At 36.3% G+C, this 26,573-nt stretch carries 21 protein-coding genes and 3 tRNA genes; 22 read left to right on the plus strand and 2 right to left on the minus strand.

The genetic code is table 11. From position 1 onward, the window contains the following. Positions 1-497 precede the first annotated feature (497 nt). Positions 498-1,487, minus strand: a complete 990-nt coding sequence (locus ACL9RH_RS02740) for a helix-turn-helix domain-containing protein (protein WP_422691801.1) — start codon at positions 1,485-1,487, stop codon at positions 498-500. A 139-nt stretch (positions 1,488-1,626) separates the two neighbouring features. Between ACL9RH_RS02740 and ACL9RH_RS02745 the strand changes: the two genes are divergently transcribed. From ACL9RH_RS02745 to ACL9RH_RS02775, 7 genes are all read left to right on the plus strand, one after another. Continuing rightward, positions 1,627-3,381, plus strand: a complete 1,755-nt coding sequence (locus ACL9RH_RS02745) for an ABC transporter ATP-binding protein (RefSeq protein ID WP_422691802.1) — start codon at positions 1,627-1,629, stop codon at positions 3,379-3,381. Between the two features lie 27 nt (positions 3,382-3,408). Next, a complete protein-coding gene (locus tag ACL9RH_RS02750) occupies positions 3,409-4,230 on the plus strand; it encodes a siderophore-interacting protein (RefSeq protein WP_422691804.1) in 822 nt (273 codons plus the stop codon). A 30-nt stretch (positions 4,231-4,260) separates the two neighbouring features. Continuing rightward, a complete protein-coding gene (locus ACL9RH_RS02755; protein ID WP_422691805.1) occupies positions 4,261-4,998 on the plus strand; it encodes a DUF6796 family protein in 738 nt (245 codons plus the stop codon). 2 nt (positions 4,999-5,000) lie between these two features. Then, on the plus strand, positions 5,001-6,749 hold the full coding sequence (locus ACL9RH_RS02760; protein WP_422691806.1) for an ABC transporter ATP-binding protein: 1,749 nt from the start codon (positions 5,001-5,003) through the stop codon (positions 6,747-6,749). Between the two features lie 162 nt (positions 6,750-6,911). Next, the gene (locus ACL9RH_RS02765; protein WP_422691807.1) at positions 6,912-7,505 is read left to right on the plus strand and encodes a TlpA family protein disulfide reductase; all 594 of its coding nucleotides are present in this window, start codon (positions 6,912-6,914) and stop codon (positions 7,503-7,505) included. 333 nt (positions 7,506-7,838) lie between these two features. After that, positions 7,839-8,627: an SDR family oxidoreductase gene (locus tag ACL9RH_RS02770; protein ID WP_422691808.1), complete on the plus strand. Its 789-nt coding sequence runs from the start codon at positions 7,839-7,841 to the stop codon at positions 8,625-8,627. A 235-nt stretch (positions 8,628-8,862) separates the two neighbouring features. Then, on the plus strand, positions 8,863-12,348 hold the full coding sequence (locus ACL9RH_RS02775; protein ID WP_422691809.1) for a DUF2723 domain-containing protein: 3,486 nt from the start codon (positions 8,863-8,865) through the stop codon (positions 12,346-12,348). Between the two features lie 258 nt (positions 12,349-12,606). Here the strand turns inward: ACL9RH_RS02775 and ACL9RH_RS02780 are convergent, their stop codons facing one another. Next, the gene (locus ACL9RH_RS02780; protein ID WP_422691810.1) at positions 12,607-13,458 is read right to left on the minus strand and encodes a helix-turn-helix domain-containing protein; all 852 of its coding nucleotides are present in this window, start codon (positions 13,456-13,458) and stop codon (positions 12,607-12,609) included. Positions 13,459-13,560: 102 nt separating this feature from the next. Here ACL9RH_RS02780 and ACL9RH_RS02785 point away from each other — a divergent pair, with 102 nt between their 5' ends. The 15 genes from ACL9RH_RS02785 to ACL9RH_RS02855 all read left to right on the plus strand — a co-directional run bounded on the left by ACL9RH_RS02785 (position 13,561) and on the right by ACL9RH_RS02855 (position 26,282). After that, positions 13,561-14,883, plus strand: coding sequence for a TolC family protein (locus ACL9RH_RS02785; protein ID WP_422691811.1), 1,323 nt, complete (start codon positions 13,561-13,563; stop codon positions 14,881-14,883). 4 nt (positions 14,884-14,887) lie between these two features. Beyond that, entirely contained in the window at positions 14,888-15,952 is a 1,065-nt protein-coding gene (locus ACL9RH_RS02790) for an HlyD family secretion protein (RefSeq protein ID WP_422691812.1), read from the plus strand. Beyond that, positions 15,945-17,537 (plus strand): beta-carotene 15,15'-monooxygenase, encoded by a 1,593-nt coding sequence (locus tag ACL9RH_RS02795; RefSeq protein ID WP_422691813.1) that lies wholly within the window; start codon positions 15,945-15,947, stop codon positions 17,535-17,537. Before ACL9RH_RS02790 ends, ACL9RH_RS02795 begins: the two co-directional genes overlap by 8 nt. A gap of 201 nt (positions 17,538-17,738) precedes the next feature. After that, positions 17,739-18,740: a GlxA family transcriptional regulator gene (locus ACL9RH_RS02800; RefSeq protein WP_422691814.1), complete on the plus strand. Its 1,002-nt coding sequence runs from the start codon at positions 17,739-17,741 to the stop codon at positions 18,738-18,740. Between the two features lie 155 nt (positions 18,741-18,895). Continuing rightward, positions 18,896-19,525 (plus strand): DJ-1/PfpI family protein, encoded by a 630-nt coding sequence (locus ACL9RH_RS02805; protein ID WP_422691815.1) that lies wholly within the window; start codon positions 18,896-18,898, stop codon positions 19,523-19,525. A 333-nt stretch (positions 19,526-19,858) separates the two neighbouring features. Beyond that, a tRNA-Lys gene (locus ACL9RH_RS02810) sits at positions 19,859-19,931 on the plus strand. A gap of 129 nt (positions 19,932-20,060) precedes the next feature. Beyond that, positions 20,061-20,133: transfer RNA gene (locus ACL9RH_RS02815), tRNA-Lys, on the plus strand. A gap of 240 nt (positions 20,134-20,373) precedes the next feature. After that, positions 20,374-21,111 carry a helix-turn-helix domain-containing protein gene (locus ACL9RH_RS02820; RefSeq protein WP_422691816.1) on the plus strand — a complete coding sequence of 246 codons (738 nt, stop codon included), beginning with the start codon at positions 20,374-20,376 and terminating at the stop codon, positions 21,109-21,111. Between the two features lie 203 nt (positions 21,112-21,314). Next, entirely contained in the window at positions 21,315-22,016 is a 702-nt protein-coding gene (locus ACL9RH_RS02825) for a DAPG hydrolase family protein (protein WP_422691817.1), read from the plus strand. Between the two features lie 291 nt (positions 22,017-22,307). Then, positions 22,308-22,380: transfer RNA gene (locus tag ACL9RH_RS02830), tRNA-Lys, on the plus strand. A gap of 325 nt (positions 22,381-22,705) precedes the next feature. Beyond that, on the plus strand, positions 22,706-23,272 hold the full coding sequence (locus tag ACL9RH_RS02835; RefSeq protein ID WP_422691818.1) for a Crp/Fnr family transcriptional regulator: 567 nt from the start codon (positions 22,706-22,708) through the stop codon (positions 23,270-23,272). A 66-nt stretch (positions 23,273-23,338) separates the two neighbouring features. Continuing rightward, a complete protein-coding gene (locus ACL9RH_RS02840; protein WP_422691819.1) occupies positions 23,339-23,737 on the plus strand; it encodes a YybH family protein in 399 nt (132 codons plus the stop codon). Between the two features lie 8 nt (positions 23,738-23,745). Then, a complete protein-coding gene (locus tag ACL9RH_RS02845; protein ID WP_422691820.1) occupies positions 23,746-24,741 on the plus strand; it encodes an NAD-dependent epimerase/dehydratase family protein in 996 nt (331 codons plus the stop codon). 92 nt (positions 24,742-24,833) lie between these two features. Then, positions 24,834-25,406: a Crp/Fnr family transcriptional regulator gene (locus ACL9RH_RS02850; RefSeq protein WP_422691821.1), complete on the plus strand. Its 573-nt coding sequence runs from the start codon at positions 24,834-24,836 to the stop codon at positions 25,404-25,406. A gap of 132 nt (positions 25,407-25,538) precedes the next feature. Beyond that, positions 25,539-26,282: an SDR family oxidoreductase gene (locus ACL9RH_RS02855; RefSeq protein WP_422691822.1), complete on the plus strand. Its 744-nt coding sequence runs from the start codon at positions 25,539-25,541 to the stop codon at positions 26,280-26,282. Positions 26,283-26,573 lie beyond the last annotated feature (291 nt).

Consider the following 26,573-nt stretch of genomic DNA (forward strand, 5'->3'; position numbering starts at 1 on the left):
GTTTTTATTTGACGTAAGATTAGTTGAATAATTGAGGGATTAGTTACAGCTAAAGCCTTAATTATGAAATAAATCCATGAAAATAAGAGCTTTTATAGTGTTTTTCCAATGTATGTGAAATAATAATAAAACAAAATTGTTGCATAAAAAATAATATTATGCTTGGAATATTATTTAATTCATTTATTGGTTTAATTATGGGAATGAATAAATTATTTTAATTTACTGAATGAATTTTCTTCCAAATAAATATAAAAAATGACATTCCTGATCAGAAAATCTTATCATAGAGCGATGAGAAGGAGATCATCCGAGAACAAAAAGAAGAGGAAATTGTCGTGATTTTGTGATTTTTCATAGTTATTTTTTTTAATGGTGGGATCATCACCATTGACGTAAACAGGCAAAACATGATGACCATACATCAGATATTTCTGATTGATAGTAAAACTCTGAAACGTCTGAAATATTGCCTGGCGTTTATATTAAATCAAAAATTAGAATGATTTGCTTCCCACTTTGCTGGGTAATACATTGTATTTCTTTTTAAAGGCCGCCGAAAAATGTCGTGGATTTTTATATCCGATCATATCAGAAATTTCACTGATATTCAAATCGCTGTCGAGGAGCATTTTTTTCGCAAGTTCCATTTTGGTGTCATTCCAGAAACCAAAAACGGTAGTACCGAAAAGCTCTTTAAAGCCTTTCTTCAAAGTAAATTCATTCGTGCCTACCTGATGAGCCAGTTCATTGAGAGAACAACTGGCATCTAGATTATTGGCAATATAATCTCTTACTGCATAGATCTTTTCTTCGTCTTTTTTAGGCAGGGTGGAGGTTGAGGAATCATTGTGAAGGATTTGCTCCATTTGTAGAAGAAGAAGTTCACTTACTTTAGCTTCAAGGTAGATTCTTTTGAAAATCCCTTTTCTGTCACAGTTCATAAGATCATTCAGAATCTGATACATTTCCAGGCTTATTCGGCTGTGGTGAGGATTAATGAGCGATGACTGCTGTTTTTCAATAGCATTTCTGAAGGTTTCAAAGAGCCCTGAATAATCCGGCAGGAATTTTTTAAAGAAAGAAGGCGCAAGATTAATTTCCAGAATATGAAGATCCGGACCATAAAAATCCATCTTTCCCTGCATTTGATGGGCATAGATAATATTGTGCTGGTAGCTGTCAAACTGTACCGTTTTTCCAAAATTATCAGAATTGGCCGCACTTTTTCCTTTTAAGGCAAAATGCATTTCCACGGTATCGAAATCACTTTCAAAATACAGCTGAAGTTTATTGTCCAATGCAATATTTCCAAAACTGATATGCACATTTTCGAAACATATTTCATGGTAAAACCCATTACCATATGGAGGTTTCAGCTGTATAATACACTCCTGGATATCTCCGTCTTTTGCGTAATAGGTATCAGGATAATTTCGCTCCATGAGCATTTTTCCGATACTTTCATCATATAAGCGTAATGTCATTGTCTTTCCTATGGTTAGATTTTCCTTTTTGCGGACTTTTTATTCCGTTATGCATACCCAAACTCTTGGCTGTACACTCTACTTTTGCACAAAGGTAATGATTATTTAGAATCATTCTTAATAACTAAGTCTGTTTTTCATGAAAGAATCTAAGAAAAGAAAGAACGGTATTGCAAGACTGCTGGAAATCGCGGGAAGAAGAAAAATGTTGTTGTTTCTGTCCGGTTTATTGGCCATAATCCATGCATTTTTGAGTTTGGTTCCCTATATATTGGTATTTTATATTATCCGTGAACTGACCAAAGAAAAGGTAGATTTTGGTCTGGCCCAAGAATATATCATCTATGCTGTGGTTGCAGCTGTAGTCAGTATGTCGGTATTCTTTCTGTCCGGAATTTTATCACATATCGCAGCGTATAATGTTTTGTTCGAATTAAGAAGATTCATTGTAGATAAAGTAGGAAAACTTCCTATGGGATATTTCAACAACAGAAACTCAGGAGCACTGAAAAAGATTCTGTCTGATGATGTGGAGAGAATAGAAAACTTTATCGCTCACCAGATTCCGGATTTTGTAAAAGGTGTGGCTTTGCCTGTGGTTACTATTATTTTTCTCTTTTCACAGGATTGGAGACTGGCAGCTATCAGCTTTGTTCCTTTAATCATTTTGGGAATTTGGATTCCGCTTATGTTTGGAGGTAAAAAATCAAAAGCTCTGATGAAAAACTATCATCAGTCACTAGAAGACATGAATTCCGGGATTGTGGAATATGTACGGGCTATGCCTGTGATGAAAATTTTTGGTCAGTCCGCAGAAACCTTTGATAAATATGGAAATACCGTAAAACAGTTTAACGGTTTTGTCAATGACTGGGTAAAATCCAGCACTCCGGCATTTGCTGTATTTATGAGCTTTATCAGCAATGCAATGCTTCCTGTCCTGGCTCTTGGGTTGTATTTATACTTTAGAAACGGAGTTACGCTGTCTACCTTATTACTTTTCCTGATTTTAGGAACCGGATATATCAAACCACTTTTTGTACTCAGTAATATGGGAATACAGATTTCGGTGATCAACCGTGGAGTAGAGCAGATAGATAACCTTTTGTATCACGAAAATTTAAAAAAAAACCATGAAAATCGTCAGTCCAAAGATCTCAGTATTGTCTTTGAAGAAGTGAGTTTTGCCTATGATGAGAATAATCTTGTATTGGAAAATGTAGATTTTATGATTAGAGAGAAATCCATTACAGCGCTGGTAGGTCCTTCAGGAGCAGGTAAAAGTACAGTAGGGCAGCTTTTAGCCCGCTTCTGGGATACCAGTAAAGGAAATATTAAAATTGGTGGGATCAATATTAAAGATTATCCTCAGGAACAGCTGATGAAGATGGTTTCCTTTGTATTTCAGGATAGTTTTATGTTTCAGCAGACCATGTTTGAAAACATAAAAATGGGAATGGATAAAACCTATGAAGAAGTAATAGAAGCGGCTAAAGCGGCACAAATTCATGATTTGATCTTATCACTTCCTCATGGCTACGAAACGCTATTCGGGCAATCAGGAGTACATTTGAGTGGCGGAGAGCAGCAAAGATTCCAGCTGGCGAGAGCAATCCTTAAAAATGCTCCGATCCTTATCCTCGATGAAGCTACGGCTTTTGCAGATCCCGAAAACGAATACAAAATCCAACAGGCTTTCAGTCGTTTGATTAAAGATAAAACCGTATTGATCATTGCCCATAGACTAAGCACCATTACCGATGCAGATGCCATTCTGGTTTTTGACAAAGGAAAGCTTATTTCGGAAGGAAAACATGAAGATCTTCTCGAAGAAAGCAAAATATATCAGAGAATGTGGAATGCTCATATCAGAGCGAAAGAATTTGTAATGTAACAGAAAAATACCCTTAATAAACGTATTATGAGAAATTTTAAAGCAATACAGGCAGAATTTACAGTAAGCAGAAAAGAATACATCACACCACACTATATCAGGATTTTTTTAACGGGAGAACAGGTTCCATTAATAGAGAACACCACGATAGGGGTAAACAATAAAATACTTATTCCACCAAAAGGAGTGAGGCAGATTCATTTTCCTGAATTTGATTATGATACAATGCAGTGGAAACCTCAGCCTGAAGAAACCCGTCCCAGCATAAGAACCTATACCCATCGGGGAATTGATCTCGAAAAGAACGAAATATGGATCGATTTTGTCGCTCACGGAGACGAAGGTCCGGCCTCAGCATGGGCCATTGAATCCAAACCGGGCGATTTGTTGGGTGTGTTGATGAAAGATGGAAAAATAGAACTCTATGGCAAAGCCGATCATTATTTTTTGGTTGCAGATGCCACAGGAATTCCGGTTTTGGCTGCAATTCTTGAAGATCTTCCTACAGAAGCTAAGGGAATATGTATTATTGAGGTTCATGGCAAAGAAGATGAGCAGAATCTGCAAACCAACGCTGATATTCAGTTTATCTGGATTCATAATGAGCACCCTCAGCAGGGTAGTAAACTGGCAGAAGTAGTAAAAGAACAGGTGCTGCCCGAAGGTTCTCGCTCCGGTTATGTAGCCGCAGAATTTTCTTCTGTTAAAGAAATCCGCAGATATCTCAGAAAAGAAAAACAGTGGAAACAGGAAGAACTTTATGCCTATTCCTACTGGAAATCCGGAGTTACAGAAGATAAATCGGCAGCAGAAAGACACGAAGAAAATGCAGATGCTAACACTCAATAATGATTTAGCTATTTATCTACAGAAAAGTTTATGAATTATTCAAATAAAATAAAATGGTCTTTTGTTGCCGCAATTGTTGTATCTATTTGCTGGCTTATTGGAGATATTTTTGTAGCAGGATTTGATCCTAACCCCGCAGATTATCCATTATTCTCAAAAAACTATGCAAATCAGGTCAATATTGAATTTGCTACATTAATGCTAGAAGGTTCAACGGCCCGACTGATGTTTGGTGCTTTAATTGGCGCACTCACAGGCCCGCTGCTTATTCCGGCAAGTTGGTTGGTGTATCAGTTTTTTAAAGATACTCAGAAATGGTATGCTATATTGGTGTATTGGGTTCTGTTGGCTGGTGCGGTTTTGTCTCCGCTAGGCCATGCGGGATTCTTTTACGTTGGGGAAATTTATAAAGTAATTTATCATACAGATCCCGCTTCACACCCTTATCTTTTAGAGACAGGAAGAGGATTTATGAAAATGCTGAATATCGCCTGGGGAGCAGCCATTGGAGTTTTGGCAGTCGGCTGGATTTCCTTTGCTGTGAGTATTCTTTTAAACAAAACACTTCTTCCGAGATGGATGGCTTTGCTGACTCCATTTGTTTTGACATTGCTTATTATTCCTGTTAAAAGTATGCTGCCATTACCTTATTCAGGATGGGTTGGAGGAGCGATATTCAATATTGCGTATTTGGTGTTTTTCAGTTCACTGCTGTTCCTGTTCAGAAGAAAATTATTGACACAATATGAAACTTCTAAAAAAGTTTGATCATGATGAAAAATTTAAAATATGTCACTTCTTTTAACCCGAAAGACACCCGGAAAGTAGCTTTCACGGAAGTGATACACAGTATGTTTATTGCGGCTCCTTCAGGGATTCTGTTGGTTGTGGTCTGGGAGCTTTTCTCAGAACAGCCAGATCTGACAAGAATTTGGACGGTAGTGGCTTTGATGGCCGTGATGCTCCTTATTCAGTTTTTTGTGGCATCCCGTTCTATGGTGCAATCCAATATTCTGGTTTATGATCTTTCCACAAAACTGCGCATTAAACTGGGGAATCATATTCAGAAGTTTTCTTTGGGGTTCTTTAAGCAGAGAGATCCGGGCGAGATTGCATCCATTGTTTTGCAGGATGTTGCCAATTTTGAAGGAATATTTGGCCACAGTATCGGAAACTTGGCTTCAGCAGCATTTGGAACTGCTTTATTATCCGTATTTCTGTTCGTGTATGACTGGAGGCTGGCTTTTTGCCTATTGTTAGCGCTGCCACTAATCTATCCTTTTTTAAGGATTGCAAATTATTTTGTAAGCAGTTTAGGGAAAAAACAAATTGCAGCCAGAAATACAGTTGGAGCAAAATTTTTAGAATATGTACAGGGAATCCGTCATTTGAAATCTTATGGATTAACAGGACAGAGACATAAAGGGCTTGAAGATTCTTTTGATGATCTTCGTCGTAAAAGCATTCAGATGGAAGCCATTCCAGGGCCGTTTATTGTAACAGCCGGAATTGTATTTGAGATTGGTTTTATAAGTATGGTCGCACTTGGGTTATATTTTCTTCTCCATCAGTCCATCACAGTTCCTGTGCTCATAACTTTTCTGATTATGGGATATAACCTCTATAATCCATTGAAAGTGGTGATGGTAGACTATCTTGTTCTTCGATATATGAACGAAAGTTTGAGCCGTATCATCGGAGTTTTAGAAGAACCTACCATGGAAACTGAAAAAAATGAAATTCCTCAAAACTACCAGATCTGTTTTCATAATGTAAGCTTTGGATATCAGGAAAAAATGACTCTACAGAATATCAATTTTACCGTTCCTGAAAACTCCATGCTTGCTTTGGTAGGGCATTCAGGCTCAGGAAAAACGACTATTGCTTCTTTAATTGCCAGATTTTGGGATGTGAATGAAGGAAGTATAACCATTGGAGGAACAGATATCAGAAATATCAATCAGGATGTTTTTTATAAACAGATCAGCGAAGTATTTCAGGAGGTTTATCTTTTTGATGATACGATTTATAATAATGTTAAAATAGGAAACCCCGAAGCCGTAGATCACGAAATAGAAAAGGCTTTGGAAAAAGCACAATGTCTTGAATTTATCAACGATTTGCCGGAAGGTATACATACCAAAGTAGGAGAGGGAGGAAGCAAGCTGTCCGGAGGCCAAAAACAAAGAATCAGCATTGCAAGAGCTTTACTGAAAGATGCTCCCATCGTATTACTGGACGAAGCTACAGCCAGCCTGGATCCTGAAAATGAAATCTATATTCAGCGCGCTATACAGGAGCTGGTAAGATCCAAAACGGTTGTGGTTATTGCTCATAAATTGTCTACCATCCAAAATGCCAATCAGATTCTGGTTTTGAATGAAGGTGAAATTTCAGAAAAAGGAAATCATACAGAACTTTTAGAAAAAAACGGAATATACCGCAAGATGTGGGATATTCAAAAACAGTCAAACGGATGGAAGGTAAAGTACACAAATGAAATTCTTGATGTATGCTAAAGATGGAGATGTGTTTTTTTCTCGGTAAGAAAGAACACCATGCAGAGGCGGCCTTTAAATCCTAGGATTTAAAGGCCTTTTTTATACAGAAACCCGTTCAATGATACCCCTGATCCGAATATAAATCCTATATTGCTGTAAAGAATTACCAGAAAAAAGAATATGGAAAAACTGAAATTATGGTTGATGAAAAACTGGTCTACAGCAATTTTGGCCCTTCTCTTCATTATATTGCTCGTAAATCCGGATGCCAAAGCATGGCTTATGAGGCAGATCGCTTCTACCGGAATCCTCAATTCAAGGATATCGGATGTAAAAAAAGAAACCAGTAAAGACGCTTCTGTTTCATATACAGGATTTACATTGAGAAAAGAAGACGGAACCATTATTGATGCTGCTTCTTTACAAAATAAAGTGGTTTTTATCAACTTCTGGGCATCATGGTGTCCTCCCTGCAGAGCAGAATTTCCTTCTGTTCAAAAACTCTATGAAAAATATAAAACGAACCCCAATATGGTATTTCTTACCATTAACATGGATGATAATATGCAGCTCGGTAAAAATTACTTACAGGAAAAAGGTTTCACAGTCCCATTTCTCGTTCCGGTAGGGACTATTCCCGTAGCTCTCTATGAAGGCTCATTACCGACAACCGTTGTTCTTGACAAAAAAGGAGAAATTCGTCTTCATCATACAGGAGTAGCCGATTACAGTAAAGATTCTTTCTATGAACAGATTGATGAACTATTGAAATAAAAATTTGATAAGTAGAGTTTGCTTACTGTCAATTAAAAGGTCAATTTAGACTCAACCACAAAAGTCACAAAAGATAAGCATAAGTTCTAACCTTTCTGTAAACCAAGCACACTACAGTTGTCTTGAAAATCAAAGATTTTCATCTTATGTGTACTAAAATGTCGAAAAATAAAAACTTTTATGATTTTAAAAAAAAATGAATATAAGTAGGAAAAGACGATAATATAAGTTTTTTTCGATGGCTTAAGATTAACCGATTCGGATTGATAATGCAAAAAACTATAGCTTTTTTCGTACATTTAGTATACTTAAATAACAATTACTACAATCCCTATGAATATTCAACTTTTTTCAAAAAATGCTTTAGTAGGAGCAGCCACACAGGGTATTGGGGCAGGAATCGCTTTAGAATTGGCAAAATGTGGAGCCAATGTTACAGTAATGGCCCGCAATGAATCCAAATTGAAAGATATCGTTTCGTTATTACCCATAATCAACACAGAACAGAAACATCAGTATCTGGTAGCCGATTTTTCAGATTTTGAAAACTATAGAAAAATTATTGCAGAATATTTCCAAAGGAACGCTGTAGATATTTTGGTCAACAATACCAACGGACCGGAGCCTGGCCTTGCACAGGACAAAAGTGTTGATGATTATCAGAAAGCATTTGATTTGTTATTTAAAACCGTTTGTGAGACTACATTGCTTGCCTTACCCAATATGATCAAACAGGGCACAGGTCGTATTATCAACGTTTCCTCCCTCTCAGTAAAGGAACCGATCGGAAATTTGGCGCTTTCCAATTCTATTCGTTCCGCAGTAATTGCCTGGGCAAAAACTCTTTCCAATGAAATTGCTCAACATAATATCACCGTGAACAATGTTTTAACAGGGTATTTTGACACGGAAAGAATCCAAAATCTTATCCGTCATGAATCCCAACAAACCGGAGTTTCTCAGGAAGAAATTAAAAAAGCCAGAGAAAATAAAATTCCGATGAAAAGATTAGGAAAAACAGAAGAATATGGTCACCTCGTAGCTTTTTTAGCTTCAGAATATGCATCTTACCTTACCGGAACAAGCATTCCTTTGGATGGTGGACTCAATAATACATACTAAGAAGGTATTATTCAACAAAACTATAGAAAAAGATTACTTTATGTAAAGCTAAAGTTCTGATAAAGATTTGAATTGTCCTAATTATAACAGATAAATGTAAATTATCTTTTTTGCATAAATGTATGCCTTCAGATGCATTATCTGAAGGTTCTTTTATTGAAACGCACGAAATATTCAATATTCATGTAATAAAACATTTCTTTCAATTGTCTTATAGATTATTGGAAAATATTATATGAAAAATTGGTCTTTTAAAAAACGGAACACCGCATTGGGATGGTTCCTTTTCGCTATTGCACTTATTACTTACCTTTCAACCATGGAGCATTCCTTAAGTTTTTGGGACTGTGGAGAATATATATCCTCTGCCGCAAAACTTGAGGTGACACACGCTCCCGGAGCTGCTTTGTTTCAGATTATGGGAGCAGTGGCAAGCATTTTTGCGTTAGGGAACGCTGAGAATTATTCTATTGTCATCAATGCGATGTCTGCCTTATTCAGTGCGTTTACTATTGTGTTTCTGTTTTGGACAATTACTCATTTTTTAAGACGTCTTTTACATAAAGATTTCAACGAAATAACAAAATATCAGGAATTTTCTATCCTTTTTGCAGGAGTCATCGGTGCTTTATGTTTTACATTTTCAGATACGTTTTGGTTTTCGGCTGTAGAGGGAGAAGTATATTCTATGGCTTCCATGTTTATTGCATTATTGATGTGGTTGGTTACCAAATGGGAAAATGAATATAAAACGGTAGACAGTGAAAGATGGATTATTCTTATCTTCTTTATCATAGGACTTTCTGTAGGGGTACATATGATGTGTATGCTTGCTATTCCGGCAATATGTCTTATATATTATGCAAGAAACTATACGTTTTCATGGAAAACCTTCATCTGTGCAAACCTCATTACATTAGCAATTCTTGCATTTGTCTTTAAAATTATTTTCCCCCTTATCATGACTTTGTTTGGGAAGCTGGAGATTTTTTTTGTTAATGGATTGGGATTACCATTCCATTCCGGAACTATTGCTGCATTTGTTCTCATGGTCGTAATCAGCTATCTTTTAATTCAATATACAAGAAAAACAAAAAGGAAATTATACCAAACTGCTGTTTTATCCCTTGTTTATATGATTATCGGGTTTTCCTGCTGGCTGGTGATTCCCATAAGAGCCAATGCTAATCCTCCCATGAATCTCAACGACCCGGATACCGCAATCGGGATGAAAGATTACTACAATAGAGAGCAATATGGAGACTGGCCAACTATTTACGGACAGAATTATACAGCCTTCCTTGATAAAAGCGGAATCGAAAAAAATGAAGACGGCAGTTATAAAAGACAGATAACAGGAGATATTTACGAAAAAGACGAAAAAACGGGAACCTACAGAAAAACAGGAGAACGTTTCAATTACGTTTTTAATAAATCTCACATAAGCTTCATGCCAAGAATGTTCAGTAGTGATGACGATGTAATGGCCAATTATATTGCATTATATGGCGCTCCTGACTTTACATTCAATGATGATAATGAAGATGTGGCAGATAATCCTCAAGCCAAACAAATCTTCGAAGAGCTGAAAGCTAAATACGAAAATGATTCCATTACGGCCTCAGATTATCTTAAGGTAAAGCCCTACGACCTGATCAAAGTTCAGCGTCCTTCATTGGCCCAGAATATGGATTATTTTATTTCCTTTCAGAACGGATATTACTTTGTAAGATACCTGATGTGGAACTTTGTTGGAAGACAGAATGACCTTCAGGGGCATCTGGAAAATACCCAGGGAAACTGGATTTCAGGATTCTCTTTTATAGACAATGCTTTATTGGGAAATCAGGATCATATGCCTGCAAAATTTAAAAATGAAAGTACCGTTAAATTCTTCTTTTTACCTCTTATTTTAGGGCTTATTGGCTTCTTTTTTCAGTTAAACAGAGATTTTGGTAGATTCTATGCCCTTCTTTCACTTTTCATTCTTACCAGTATGGGAATTGTTTTTTACACAGGGGTGAAACCTTTTGAAGTAAGAGAAAGAGACTATGCAATGGTAGGATCATTTTACGCCTTTGCCGTTTGGATCGGTTTGGGGGCCGGAGCTATCCTTTGGTTCCTTCAGTCTAAAATAAAATCTAACATAGTGAACGTTGTTCTGGGATTGATATTATTGGGAATTCCTTTTATGATGGGCTTTCAGAATTATACTTCTCATGACAGAAGTAAGAAAACAGCGGCCCGTGACTATGCTTATTCATTTCTCAAGTCTTTACCAAAAGATGATATCATCTTTATATATGGTGATAACGATACCTTTCCGGTTTGGGCAATTCAGGAAACGGAAAGGTTCAGAGATGACGTAAAAACAGTAAATTTTACTCTTTTAGCCACTCCATGGAATATTGATCAGGTAAAAAGAAGAACTTACAATGCAAAAGGAATTCCTGGTGAATTAACCCATGATGAATACCGGGATGGAGTAAACGATCAGGTTTATTTGATGAAAAAAGAAGACTGGGAAGGTTTCTTTGGAATGCTTAAAGATCAGGGTGCTCCGGAAACCGAGTTTCAGGAATTTAGAAAATATTTGACGGAGGATTCGATGACAATGAAAGAAGCCATTCAATTCCTGAAAGTAAAATCTCCGGCAAAAGATGAACTTTTGAAGATGTATTTTGGTGAAAAGGAATATGAAAAATACAACATCATCCCGGTAAACAAATTTATTCTGCCTGTGAATAAGCAAAATGCTGTACAGTCGGGAATCATAAATCCAAAAGATCTTCCGAATGCGGTAGATCAGATAACCATTAAGTACGAAGCCAATACCTTATACAAAAGCAATCTGATGATGCTTGATATGCTGGCTAACTTTGACTGGAAACGTCCAATTAATTTCTCTTCAGGAGGAATGTATGACAGTGAAAATATATTCTATCTTGATGATTATTTACAGTTTGATGGTTTTAGCTACAGATTGGTTCCTATTTATACTCCTCAACTTCAGGATGGAGATAAAGGAAGGGTAGATGCCAACTCGCTGTACCAGGTTGTGAAAAACTTCAGATGGGGGAACTTCAAAGATCTTAGTATTTATTATGATGAAACTGCTACTTCTAATATTTTGGGCTATCGAATGTCTGTAAGCAGAGCCGTGTCAGCATTGGTCGTGAGTGGTCAGAAAGCTAAAGCCCTAGAACTTCTGGATCTAGCGGCCAGAGAAATTCCTGTAGAAAAATATAATGATCCCCGTTCATTAAGCTCGATGGTTACAGGATATATTGTTGCCGGACAGGAGCAGAAAGGTTTAAAACTGGCAGAAACCCTTAAAAAAGGAATTTTTGAAGAATATGATTACTACCATAGCCTTTCCCCTAAATTTCAGGCTGCATCCAGAAAACAGATGCGTTCCAAACCTATGGAATATGCACTTGTAGTTTCCGCAGTTACAGAAGCTTATAAAACAATAGGGCAGAATGAAAAAGCCCGTGCTTATGTATTACAATCTGTGGAACCAATTGACAAAAAATTCAACATTTTTATAAAAGATCTTCAACAAATGAATAAAGAAAAAGCGATGAAAGAATCTGAAAAAGTTCAGCAGATTGCTCCGTTTTATCAATATTTATTCAACGTAATGGAACCTTTCGATTCTACCTATTCAACAAAAAAAGAGAGCCAGATTACTTCAGCACTAATGAAAGCGACACAATAAAAAAATTAATACATGATGAGAAACAGATGCAATGCCAAATCAATTGCAACCTGAGTTTAGAATAAAACAATCTTCTCATGTACAAACATAAAAGCGGAAAATGATTAAGACATCGATCTAACAATAATTTTCCGCTTCTCTCTTCCATTCAATAAAGACTTACTTACACGCACATCTAGCACTCACACACTTCAATCTATACGCAATCATTTGCGAAAATCCGTGTCATCTGCGGTAAAAATAAAACCCAATCAGCATTTAACTTCTCGACATCCCAGAATTTCTTGAAGTCTTGCTACTTTTTCTTAAATCCGAAGGTCGCGATTGCGTAAATTCATGAAACGTATCACTGAATGCACTGATAGAGCTGTATCCCACATCATCCGCTATTTCATTAATGGGCTTATCAGTATTCAAAAGCAGTTCTATCGCTTTGATGATCCTTAATGTTTTCAGATATTGAAGAAAAGAAATATCCATATCAGATTTGAATAAACGGGACATAGATCGTTCACTCAGCCCAAACCTGGCACTTACATTGGCAAGAGTATGTTTCTCTCCAATGTTCCATTCAAGATAAGAAGTTATCCTTTGCATCTGCTTATTATGCGTTGCAGGAAGAATAATAGGTAAAGGTTGTTTGTGAGTTTTGGGTAGAATTTTTTTTAAAGCAATCAGAAACTCAAAATTTTCATCTTTTTCGGTAACGTGTTTTTCGTCCCAAATTTCAGTATATCGGATCATTTGAATTAAAAGCTCTGACGCAGGATAAATTCCCAACCTTCCATAAAAAAGATCAGAATCATCATCATAGGCATAAAAATATAAAGAATGCAGAACGGTAGCACTGTGTCCGATTTCCAGAATATGTTCCATTCCCTGTGGAATCCAGAAGAAATGCCGGGCGGGAACTACATAGGTTCGGTTATCAATTGTGATATAGGCAATTCCGCCTTCCACATAACTCAGTTGTCCTTTTGTATGTTTGTGAAAAGGGATTAGTTTTTCAGACTTTTCGTGCATTACAAACACACTTCTGTCGTGTTCGTCTATATGTGGAAGTGTTGCGATGAGTCCCATTGCCGTTCTAAAATCATTATCAGTAAGCAAATATAATCATTTGGCCGGAATCATGTAAAACTTGACTATTTTAGGTAAAAATAATCTCCAGATTGCCAATAAATTTGCAGTGCAATAATTCGAAAAATTCAGATGAAAATTTATCTCACCGGACTGCTGATACTGGGAACATCCTACACTATTTCAGCCCAGGCAGGCAGTTCCAGAATTGATACCATCCATCTATCCCTAAAAGATGCGTGGCACAGAGCTGAAGAAAACAGCCGTCATATTAAAATCAATACCATAAGTACAGACATTGCCGAAGCAGAAGTAAAAGATGCCAAAAGAGAACGCCTTCCGGAAATTGGGGTCAAAGGATCCATTGAAAAAGCTTCCAATATTCCTATCTATGAAAACGGAATTTTTTCAAAACCTATACAACACGAAGTGATCCATACTTTGTACAGAGCCGGAGCCGATTTTTATCTGAATATTTATGAAGGAAATAAATTAAACCTTAAAATTAAAGAAAACCAGACCCTTCAGAAAATTAAAACTATTCAAAAAGAGCAGGCTGTTTCTGATATTCACTATAAAACAGCATCACTATATCTTGATCTCCAGAAAACATTAATTTTCAGAAATCTTATTAAAAAAGATATTGCGGATCAGAAAGTTCAGCTTAAAGAAATTCAAACTCTCTATAAAAATGGAGTAGTCCTGAAAAGTGATGTCTTGAGAATAGACCTTGAACTTTCCAAAAGAAAAATGGCGTTGGTTACCATTGAAAATGATATTCTCATCGCGATGCAGAAACTCAATATTATCCTTGGAATTCCTGATGATCAGATCGTTATTCCCGACGCTCCTTTTAGCGAGTGGGATGAAAAAATGCCATATAATGAATACCTGAAACAAGCTCTGGATCATTCTTTCGACTATCATGTTTCAGAACAGCAGACAGAACTGAGCAAAATTAAACTGAAACAGGTAAAAGCCAATGTAAGTCCTAAAGTAGGGCTATACGGAGAATTTTATTACGCCAATCCTCAGATTTTCCTGTACCCTTACAATCCTTATTGGTATTCCCTCGGTATTGTAGGTTTAAAAGCATCATTTTCTATCTCGTCACTCTATCACAATACTCAGAAAGTGAAAGCAGCCGCTCTGGAATTTGAAAAAGAAGAAGAAGTACATAAAGATACGGAAGACAAAATAAGACAGCAGGTAAAAGAAGCCTACTTACGGTATCAGGAAGCTCTTGAGCAGATAAAGGTGGCAGAAACCAATGTCGCCCAGGCCAAAGAAAATGCAAGGATCATGAAGAATACGTATTTCAGTCAGACTTCCCTTATTACGGATCTCTTAGATGCAGATATACAGCTTTTACAAACCAAATTTGAGTTGGAAGCAGCAAGAATTATGGCACAAAACAATTACTATTTATTACAAAATATCACAGGCACTTTATAATACAATGAAAAAAAAATATACTCCCACCGACCGACTGATTACAAAAATTACAGGATGGATTTCAGTTTTAATCGTTGCAGCACTTATTGCGTGGGGCGGTTTTACCCTTAAAAATTATTATCGATACGAGCAAACCAACGATGCTCAAGTTCAGGAATACGTTAATCCGGTTATTTCAAGAGCAGGCGGATTCATTGTAGAAGTGAAATTTGAAGAAAATCAGGAAGTAAAAAAAGGGGACACTCTTTTGGTGATTGATAACCGTGAGTATGTTCTTCAGCAAAAACAGACTCAAGCTGCCCTTCAGAAAGCATATGCAGAATTGAAGGTTTTGGAAAGCAATACCGGAACCACATCCAAAGAAGCTGCCGCAGCACAGGCTCAGGTGGAAGCCAGTAAAGCAAAAGTCTGGAAACAGGAGCTCGATTATAAAAGATATGAGAAACTTTACAACGAAGAATCCGCGACCAAGCAAAGACTCGAAGATGCAAAAGCCGCCCTGGATGTGAATGAAAGTGATTACAGATCATCACAGGACAATTATGCTGCTTCTGTTTCCAAAATCAAAGATATTCAGGCAGAAAAAACGGTTGTTCAGGCAGAAATTGCAAGGCTGGAAGCTTTATTGGACCGTCATAAACTTGATGTAAGCTACACGGCTGTTACGGCTCCGTATGATGGAAGAATGGGAAGAAGAACCGTAGAAGCCGGGCAGATGATCGATGCCGGAGAAACGCTTGCATTTATCGTTAATAACGAAACAGACAAATGGGTCGTAGCCAATTATAAAGAAACTCAGATTAAAGATATGCATATTGGTGATCATGTGAAAATTGTGGCCGATTCTTATCCGGATCAGGAGTTTCAGGGAACTATTATTTCGCTTTCACCGGCAACAGGATCGAGTTTTTCATTGCTTCCCCCTGATAATTCTACCGGAAACTATGTGAAGATTGTACAGCGTATCCCTGTGAGAATAAGGGTAGATGGTAAAAGGAACGAAATCAACGTCCTTAAAGTAGGAATGAATGTGAATGTATACGCCAATAAAAAACATTCCAATGGTTAAAAGAAAAATGCCCTTTTTCAAAAGATGGGCTCCGGAATGGTTGGTAAAAATCATTCTTTTTTCCATGACGTTACCGGGGATCATTATCTTTTTTCTTCCATTATCCAATATCAATGCAGCTGCAGGATATTATGGATGCGAACCTGCTGATATTCAGTTTTCTGTAGCTCTGTTCTATGCCGGATACGTTGGCTTTTACAGCCTTGAAAGACGGTTTTTTAGTTTTCTTGCTGCGAAAGAGTATTTTCTTTTATTCACCACTTTACAGATTCTGGCATGCCTGATCTGTTATTGTACCCGGGAAATTTATATTCTCTTTCCGATCCGTTTTCTACAGGGAATACTGTTTGCTGGGAATGTTAACCTTTCTCTTACACAAATATTTACCAGACTAAGCAGTGAAAGAGGCCGCGAGATAAGCTTCTCCGTATTTTTTGGAATTCTACTTTGTGCCATGCCTTTCAATAATCTGATTACCGCAGATCTTATTGATTCTTATAATTTTAATATCGTTTATAAAACGGCAATTTTTTCTTATCTGCCGGGACTTGTCTTTCTGACTCTTGCGATGAGCAACTACAGAAGTCATGCAAGATTTCCACTCTATAAGCTGGATTGGCAGAGTTTTGTACTTTTCAGTATTCTGCTTGTGTTGATTGGTTATATCACTATTTTCGGACAGGAATATTATTGGCTGGAAGACAACCGAATTGCAGGAAGCGTTATCGGAATTGTAGTAGTGGGGTGGATCTCTGTTGTTCGCCAACACACAATTAAAAGACCTTATATTGATTTGAGAATCTTCAGATACAGGAATTTTAAAATAGGTTTACTGGTTCTTTTCGTAATGTATATTTGCCGTTTTGCTTCCGGAATTACCAACAATTATTTTGCTGCAGAGCTGCATTTGGATCCTTTTCATATCTCATACATCAATATTTTTAATCTTTCAGGGCTTGTTGCAGGTGTAATTATCGCCTGTTGTATGGTGTTGCAGAAGAAGAGAATTCAGTATATCTGGGGGCCTGGTTTTCTGCTGCTGTTACTGTTTCATGTGCTGATGTACTATTCTTTTGATGTGCAGGCAGACGAATACAATTATTACATTCCTTTATTCATTCAGGGACTGGGAGTTGGGCTCATTATGGTTCCTACTATTATCTATATCATATCCTCAGTTCCGGCTACTATTGGCCCTTCGGCTGCTGCGACGGCTTTAGCTATCAGATATTTTGGATTTTGTATGAGTATTGCATTGATCAATTTCTTTGAACTTTTTGAAAAAAGTCGTCATTATAACGCTTTTCAGGATCACCTGAGCGCTGTAGACCCTGATGTTAAAAATTTTCTTCATCGTCAGACCGCTAAACTGATTGCTAGAGGAATGCCTGAAGATCGTGCTGTAAAAGCAGCCAATAAATTATTGGTGGGAAGAATGAATGTTCAGGATCATGTTCGCTTTGCAATGGATTATTATGAAATGATGGTGTGGCTGCTGGCTGGTTTTCTATTGTTGATTTTTCTTTTCCCATATCTGAACCGTACAGCTCTTTATTTAAAATCCCGCAGATTATCACCTGCGTAAATGAGAAGTTGAAATTCTAATAAAATTAAAAGAGTATAGCTGTTTGAAGCTTGTTTTTATAGTTGAGTGGTGAGAGGCTGTCTTTTTATAAAGGCAGTCTCTTTTTGTTTTTAAAATGATGATAGCTTTGTCCGAAAATGTCCTTTTTTTGTCATTGCAGCCAGGCTTCATTCTCTGTACATTTGTATCATACAAGTCAGTATGGAAAATGCAGAAAAAGATATAAGAGTGAAAAATATTGTCCTTTTAATTTTACCACAGGTACAATTGTTGGATGTCGCAGGACCTTGTGATGTATTTACATCTACCAATATGTGTTTATGCAAAGAAAAGCCTGACCAGGGGTATAAAATTTATCTGGTATCAGGAACTGCAGATCATGTGGTATATTCAAGTTCGGGAATTCCTTTAACCTGTAGCCATACTATTTATGATATTGATTTTCCAATAGATACTTTACTGATTGCCGGGACTACACATTTAATTCTTGATGAAATAAACCCTTACCTTTATGAGTATCTGAGAAATGCAATAACGGAGGTAAGACGTCTTGGCGCTGTTTGTGTTGGAGCATTTGTTTTGGCAAAAGCAGGACTTTTAAAAGGAAAACAGGTGACTACCCACTGGAAATATGCTGATATTCTGCAGAAAGCATATCCTGAGCTGGAAGTCAATATTAATCCGTTTTTCATCCGGGATGGACAGATCTATACTTCAGGAGGAGTGTCATCAGGAATTGATCTTGCTTTAGCGCTTTTGGAAGAAGATTTTGGAAAACCTCTGGCCTCTGAAGTAGCAAAACATCTGGTGCTCTATTTAAAAAGACCCGGATTGCAGTCACAATTTGGAAATGCCCTACCAGATTATGATATGATGTCTTCCTTTACAAAAAAAGTAAGGGATTTGCTTAAAGATAAATTGGGACAATCCTTAAATATCGATTCTATTGCAGAAACTTTAAATATGAGTACCCGTAATTTTTCCAGAGTATTTTTAAAAGAATCTGGAATGACGCCCGGCCGGTTTCTGGAGAAAATGAGATTGGATCAGGCAAAAAATATGCTCGAATATACCAATCTGAGTATTGATATAATTGCAGAAAAATCAGGATTTGGAAGCCCTGTTTCCCTCCGCCGTTTATTTTTAAAATACCTTTCAGTTTCCCCGGCAAAATACCGTAAAATGGGTAAGGGTACAGAATAACCCTTTTTTGAATTCTGGTTCATTCACGCGATTTTATCGATTCAATAAAATTAATCCTTGAACTTCTTACATAAACCAATATAAGGTTGATAATGAATTGTCAGCATACAAAAACCGTGTCTTTACACGAAAATATAAATCTTAATCACACCATTATGAAACCATTAAAAAACAATGAAACAATGAATGTCGCATTTTTAGTGTATGACCAGGTAGAAGTCCTGGATTTGAACGGTCCGCTGGATGTTTTTGTTAAAGCAAATGTAATTCTTCCAGGAAGCTATCACTGCTATACTGTCGGTAAAACCAATGAACCTATTCATACGGAAGCCAATACCATGGCTATTATCCCAACTTATACCATCCATAATGCTCCTAAGGCGGATATTATTGTTATTCCTGGGGCTAATCCAGATCATGTGATCAGGCATTTGCAGGATATTGACTTTCAGGATACTGTGATGAATTGGGTCAAAGACGGGTATCAAAACGGGGCCGTTATTTTTACTGTATGTACGGGATGTCTGTTGTTATCCAAAACGGGTATTCTGGAGAATCATGAAATTACAACCCATGCTATGGCTTTGGACGCTTTAGAGCAATATAATCCTAAGAGCTGTGTTAAAAGAGAAGTCAGATATGTAGATCAGGAGAAGCTGATTACAACGGCAGGAATTACAGCAGGAATAGACGCAGCTCTCTATCTGATCGGGAAACACCATGGCCAAAAGATAGTTGATACAATTGTAGAGATTTTTGAATATCAGCAAGGAATAGCAGGATAAGGCTACAAACAAGCTAGGATATGCCTCATACTTTTCAAGAGAAAAAATTCTTTTTCATAAGCTAAAAGATAGATGTTTAAAAAAAATGAAAACGACTATACTTACAATGTATTGATGAATGCAGTAAACCATTTGCCCTTTTCGACCAGGAAAAGATATTGTCGGAATTTTTTATGAAAAAATATGATAACGTAATTTATTTATAAACAGATGTTTGCTGATAATGGCAAAGAAAATTCAATAAAAACCTTCAGAAAAGCTTGGATTTAAAAAGGAAATTTCTATCTTTGCAGTCCCTTAAACAAAGGGTTTTACTTGAAAAAGTAAGTGGCCGACTCGGTAGCTCAGCTGGTAGAGCAATACACTTTTAATGTATGGGTCCTGGGTTCGAATCCCAGCCGGGTCACTAACAGTAAAAATCATTTGATTTGTGATTTTTTGCCTGCTGAATAATTTTTTATTAGTAGGAACTGTAAACGAAAATCGTAATTGAAATAAAGTACTCTAAGTATTTATTTCAATTGAAAACGTGGCCGACTCGGTAGCTCAGCTGGTAGAGCAATACACTTTTAATGTATGGGGCCTGGGTTCGAATCCCAGCCGGGTCACAAGAATAAGCTTCAACCATTGTTGAAGCTTTTTTTATTCATGGAACTCAACAGAAATTATTCCTGAAAATCTAACCTTTGTCATCATTTCCTAGTGTGATATAACTGTATATTTGTATGGAAATTGTGCGGTATATGAAATTCATTCACCAAATTGATCCATTGAAATTTATTTTTTTTGAGTTTTCTCATTTTCCTGTTCATTACTTGCAAAATACCGACCGGCCTCATTTTTTTGAAATGATTTGGGTCAAAGAACATGAAAATAAAGATAACAATAACAATAACAATAACAATAACAATAACAAAGAAGGAAGTAATTACTTGTATCTTGTTCCACCATACCGGATGACAACGTTGGATCTGGAAGATAAAAAAGGCTGTATAATTGCCTTTAAAAGAGAATATCTGGAAGAGGATGACAAAGAATATGCCCTGGATGTTTTCAACCTTTTCAATATGCATGGGCAGTACAGCCATTTTTCTATAGACAATGATACAGCTGAAATTCTGAACTATCTCATCATATTGATAAAGAAAGAATATAACAACGCTATGGGAACCTATCTGATTGTAAAATCACTGTTGAAAGTTTTCCTATTACATCTTATCCGCATCAATCAACATTATTTTTTGCATCAGGATGTCAATCAGAAAAGGGTTTATCAGTTTATTATGCTGATGGATGAGCATTATAAAACTGAGCGAAGAGCTGACTTTTATTCTTCCAAAATGGGAATCAGTGAAAAAAGAATCAACCAGATTCTGAAAGAGAAAATGGACAGAACCCTTACACAATTGCTGCATGAGAGACTTATTGTAGAGGTAAATAGAATGTTAGTTTCCAGTGAATTGACTATAAAAGAAATCGCGTACCATTTGAATTTTGATGATCCTGCTTATTTTTCCAGATTTTATAAAAAAATGACTGGGCAGACACCTGAAGATTTTAGAAACCAAATGACAGGAGTTGTGTAAAACGAGTCCATTATTTCAAGATTTTCTTAACATAGATTTTTAAAAGTATATCTTATTCTTAGAGGTTCCTCATATTTCCAAATTATCCCATTGGATTAGAAAATAATGCAAACGAATTTATAAAGCACTGATTTAATTTTGTGTGAGGATTTACAGCATTATAAGCTGATACATCAATATATAAATCTAAAAATATTTGAATTATGGAACTTACGAAAGAGATGGAAAACATCATTTTTAAGGATATCAATCAACTTTTATCACCCGGCCCTGTAGCTTTGGAAGCCGGTATTAAGAGACTGGAAAACGGTATGCTGCACATCGCAATGAGAAATGTGATGTACAACTGTAAAGGAAAAATGCTGGATTGGTGGTTTACCTATTTTGAAACAACAGCGCATCTGAAATTGTGGCATCCACACGATCATGTGGTCCATAGTGGGTGGGATAGTAAATGGATTAAGAATGAGAATTATATCGGTGCTACAATTCACGCTACGGAATCCTTAGGAAATATTCCTCCCGTAGAGGCTTCGATTAAATTTCATGATCCTGCAGAAATTTTTAATCCCGACGATTTAGCAAAGGCATATGCTCACCGTGACATCAGTGCAGCAATCTATGGCAGAATAGGATTTGGGAAAGATACTCCCAAAGATCATAATGGAGATCCTTTGGATGGATATATGATACATGTTACCAGAGATACACCTCAGGGATGTGTGTTGAGAAGTCATTTTTTTCTTGGCGCATTAGCCGCAGATAGTGATCATCCATTGCCGGATGAAATTGGTTTTGGATTGATGGAGCATTGTTACACCGAATTTACTTATCTATCCCACGTTCTTCCTTCTCTGTATTATGCAGAAAATACAAAAGGAGAGAAGGCTCCCTTTCTTTGGTAATTGGTATTTTGGTGGAACCTGGCAAAAAAAAGAATACTTATAAATTTAATTTTTGAATGTCGTGTAAAAGCTGTCATATAGAGCTTTTAAAAGCAATATGTTTCATAGACAGATATTTATAAATAGAAGAGAAAGAATTTAGACTTCTAAAAATTCATGAAGCCTTCCGCTATCTTAGTTGAATGCTGAATTTTTTAAGTAAAATGAAGAGAAAAAGTTTGGAATTATAGAAAAACTTTCTATCTTTGCAGTCCCTTAAACAAAGGGTTTTACTTGAAAAAGTAAGTGGCCGACTCGGTAGCTCAGCTGGTAGAGCAATACACTTTTAATGTATGGGTCCTGGGTTCGAATCCCAGCCGGGTCACAAGATGTAGATCAAAACGCACAAAACTGCTGTTAATTATGTGATTAACAGCAGTTTTATTTTTAAGAGAACAGCAGTTATGCAAGTTTTTGTAGGAAATATGAGTTATTCATTGATTAACCGTAAAGTTTGTACTAGTCATCAAACGAGAGTTAAAAAATAGATATTTTTATCTTGTTGATAATCAGTCGTTTTTTTGAATGATTTCGTTTGTTTTTCCATTTTAATAAATTCGATGGGAATTGCTTACCTTATCACACGTAAAAAAAGAGGCTCAGAATGGGCCAACTATTTTATCATAATGTATTTCCACATTCAAAAATAAATGCTTTTAATTAAAGATTGTCTACAAATGTTTGCCCCAATATCTGATGAAGACTGGGCAATATTTTCCCCTAAATTTGAAAAACAGATATTTAAAAAAAACAGCCTTATAATAAAGTCAGGAGAAGTAGAAAATTACCTTTCTTTTATCGAAACAGGAATTGTTCGTTTCTGGATAGAAGCAGGAGATAATGAAGCCACCTTTGACTTTGCCTTTGAGAAAAGTTTTTTCAGCGCCTATCCGTCATTTTTAACTCAAGAATCAACAAATTGGAATATACAAACGTTAACTCCCACTGTTTTATGGAGAATTTCCTATACAGATTTACAACTTATTTATGAACGGACGCAGGTTGGAGAAAAAATAGGCAGACTTGCTACAGAACATTTATTTGTTATGGCCGCCAAAAGAAAAATTGCTCTTTTAACCAATACTCCAGAAGAGCTTTATTTAATGCTATTTCAAGAACATATACATCTTATAAAGCATATTCCTTTAAAATATTTAGCATCGTATATAGGAATTACTCCTCAAGCTCTAAGTCGTATCCGCAAACGAATTTCTTAACCCAAGTTCATTTTTTTATGATTCATTGAATAATACTTTTGCATCATATTAATTAATAATCAAGAAATGAGTAAAGAATTTGACAGAACAAGTCCGGAAGGATGTGTTAAGTATTTTCGTAATTGTATTTATCATGGTGACTTAAAAGGTGCTTTAAGTTGTTTTGATTCAGAAGCAACATATATCGAAAGAGATGGCCAGGAGATTAAAGGCCTAGAGAATATTGGGAAAGCTCTGGAAAACATTTGTTCATGGAAACCTGAAATTAAAAGCCTCAGGCAAAGAGTGACCATTGTTGGTGATCTTGCTATATGGATCGATAAATATGCTGTAAAAGCTAAAATGCCCAATGGAGATCCAATGGAAATGGAAGGAGCTACAGCCTGTATACTGAAGCGCAATCATGATGGCATATGGTTGTGGTTGGTTGACAATCCTTTTGCAGCAAACGATATATACAATTGAGCAACGATATGAACAAAAAATCTAAATGTCTGGTAACTGGGGCGAATGGTCATCTTGGTAATAATTTAGTAAGGGCACTAATACATCATCATTACGATGTAAGAGCAAGTGTGAGAGATCTAAACAACAAGAAAGCATTTGTGGGATTGAACTGTGAATTGGTTTACGCTGACTTACTAGATAAATCTTCCCTGGAAGCTGCAATGAAAGACGTTCATACAGTATTTCACGTTGCCTCCGTTTTTAAGCATTGGTCACCTGATCCTCAAAAGGATATTATTGAACCTAACATTATTGGAACTAAAAATATTATTGAAGCAGCATCGAAATGCGGCATCAGTAAGGTGATATTAGTAAGCTCTATTGCTGCACTTGATCACTCCTCGGTTCCAATGAAAGAAAATACATGGAATACATATTTCCCGAATGCATATTACCAGTCAAAGCAGGAAGCGGAGCAATTGGCCTGGGATTTATCCAAAAAATTAAATGTGAACTTGATTTCCGTACTTCCTTCTTCAATAATTGGAGGAGAAGTAGTAGGAAATTTAACACCAACGATGACATTTTTTGATATGGTGCTTAAAAATCAATTACCTGTAGACCCTAATTTTGCATTTAATTTTATCGATGTTAAAGACGTTGTCAACGGGATGATGTTAGCAGATAAATATGGAAGAATAGGTGAACGTTATATCTTAGCAACAGAACCATCTATTACGACGTATGACGTTTTTTATATAGCGAAAGAAATGTTTCCTGAAGTGCTAATACCTCCCAAAATATTAAAATCAGAGCTTATTAAAATAACGAAGAAAATGGAAGATGAGAGTATTATCACCAAAGCACCACCTCTTCTTATGACAAATAGCATTGAGGCCTATTATAATGCAGATTCCCGGGTTGATATTTCAAAAGCAATGACTGAGCTTGGGTTTACCCCTATTTCACCTATAGAAGCAATTAAAAGCACTCTTCTATATTTATCGCTAAGGAAGCTATAGTACATGATAAAAATCTCTGCAACATAGAAATCTAAAAAGCTACTTTTGTAAATATTTTCATACATTGTTATATTCAAACACGTTAAACTGCTATGCAAAATCAATTAATCAATTACTTAGAATCTTTTACGCCTATTGATGAAAAAGATAAACTGTATATAGAAGAGGTGTTTGAAAGAAGGTTTTTTAAGGAAGGTGACTATCTTTTATATCCCAATCATATTTGTAGAGAGCTTTTTTTCGTTTGTAAAGGAGTGTCTAGAATCACAGTTTTAAAAGAGAAAGGCAATACAGTAACTAATTTCTTCTTCAAGGAAAACCAGTTTTGTACAATTTTAAAAAGTTTTACCCATCAAACGGAAGCCATAGAAGGCATTCAGGCCGCATGCGATCTTGAAGTACTATCTATAAGCAGAGAAAAATTGTTGCTGTTACATAAAACCTTGCCTTACATAGGAAAGATCATTGATCAGATTATACAACAGGCCGTTCTTGACAAAGTAGAATTAAGAAACAGTTATCTGGGCCTAGATTCCACTTCACGATATCAATTATTTCTTAAGCAGCAGCCAGAAGTCGCTAAACTTGTTTCACTGAACAGTATTGCTTCCTATCTTGGGATTACACAACAATCATTGAGTAGAATACGGAAGAATATTCATTAAGTAAAGCTACTGGCAACAACTCATTTATTTTTTTCTATTGATTTATTGTTGGAAGTTCGTTTTTACCAAATGGTAAACAGAGTTTTTTCAGTACCAGGTAATTTTGTAGAGTAATTTTTAACAGAATATATCATGGAAAATGAACCAAAAACAAATGGAGTACTAACCCATAAAAGAATTGTCATTTTAGGAGGAAGCTCAGGAATTGGATTGGCAACAGCCAAAGCAGCAGTAGGGGAAGGAGCAAATGTGATTATAGTATCCAGTAATCAGCAAAGAATATCTGCAGCATTAGAGTTGTTACCTGCTGAAAGTAGCGGTTTCTCTGTCGATTTGAGTAAAGAAGAAAATATTAAAACATTTTTTGAACAGGTAGGAAACTTCGATCACCTGATATATACAGCAGGGGAAAATATCAGCATGAATATGATGGAAGATATGGACATTGAACAGGCCAAAAGCTTCCTCAACATTCGTTTTTGGGGTGCTCTTTCAGCCATTAAATACGGAAAAGCACATCTTAACGAAGGAGGATCAATAACCCTTATGAGTGGCAGTTTTGGGCATCGTCCCAGCAAAGGATACAGTCTTGGTGCCAGTATTTGTGGTGCAATGGATGCTTTTACAAGAGCTATGGCCGTTGAACTTGCTCCTATAAGAGTCAATAATATTGCAGCCGGAGTCATCAGAACGAATTTATGGGATGGTTTAAGCGAGGAAGACCGGAATGGATTCTACAAATATATGGAGGATGCCTCATTATTGAAAAGAATTGGAGAGCCCGAAGATATTGCACAAGCCTTTATTTACCTTATGAAGCAACCTCATACAACAGGACAATCACTTCTTATTGATGGTGGATCCGTATTGGTATAATTTAAAATAAGTCCTATTGAAACAAGAAACCGTGAAATTTTTCACGGTTTTTTTTATTGATGAAAAGCGGAATTGTTTCTAAAGATTATTTTTTGGAATAAAGAATGTAACAATTCTATGAGAAGGCCGTCTTATTGAAAAGGGAAAAAATACGTTGAAAATTCAAAAAACGATAAACACGAAAAAGATTTGTTTTGAGGGAAAGAGCCTTTAAAATAGAAAAAAACACACATTTTTAAGAATAAAAAGAAAGTTTTTTAACAAAAAAGATATTTCATTGTACTTAATAAA

This window comes from Chryseobacterium sp. Mn2064 (assembly GCF_049319685.1).
GTDB lineage: Bacteria > Bacteroidota > Bacteroidia > Flavobacteriales > Weeksellaceae > Chryseobacterium.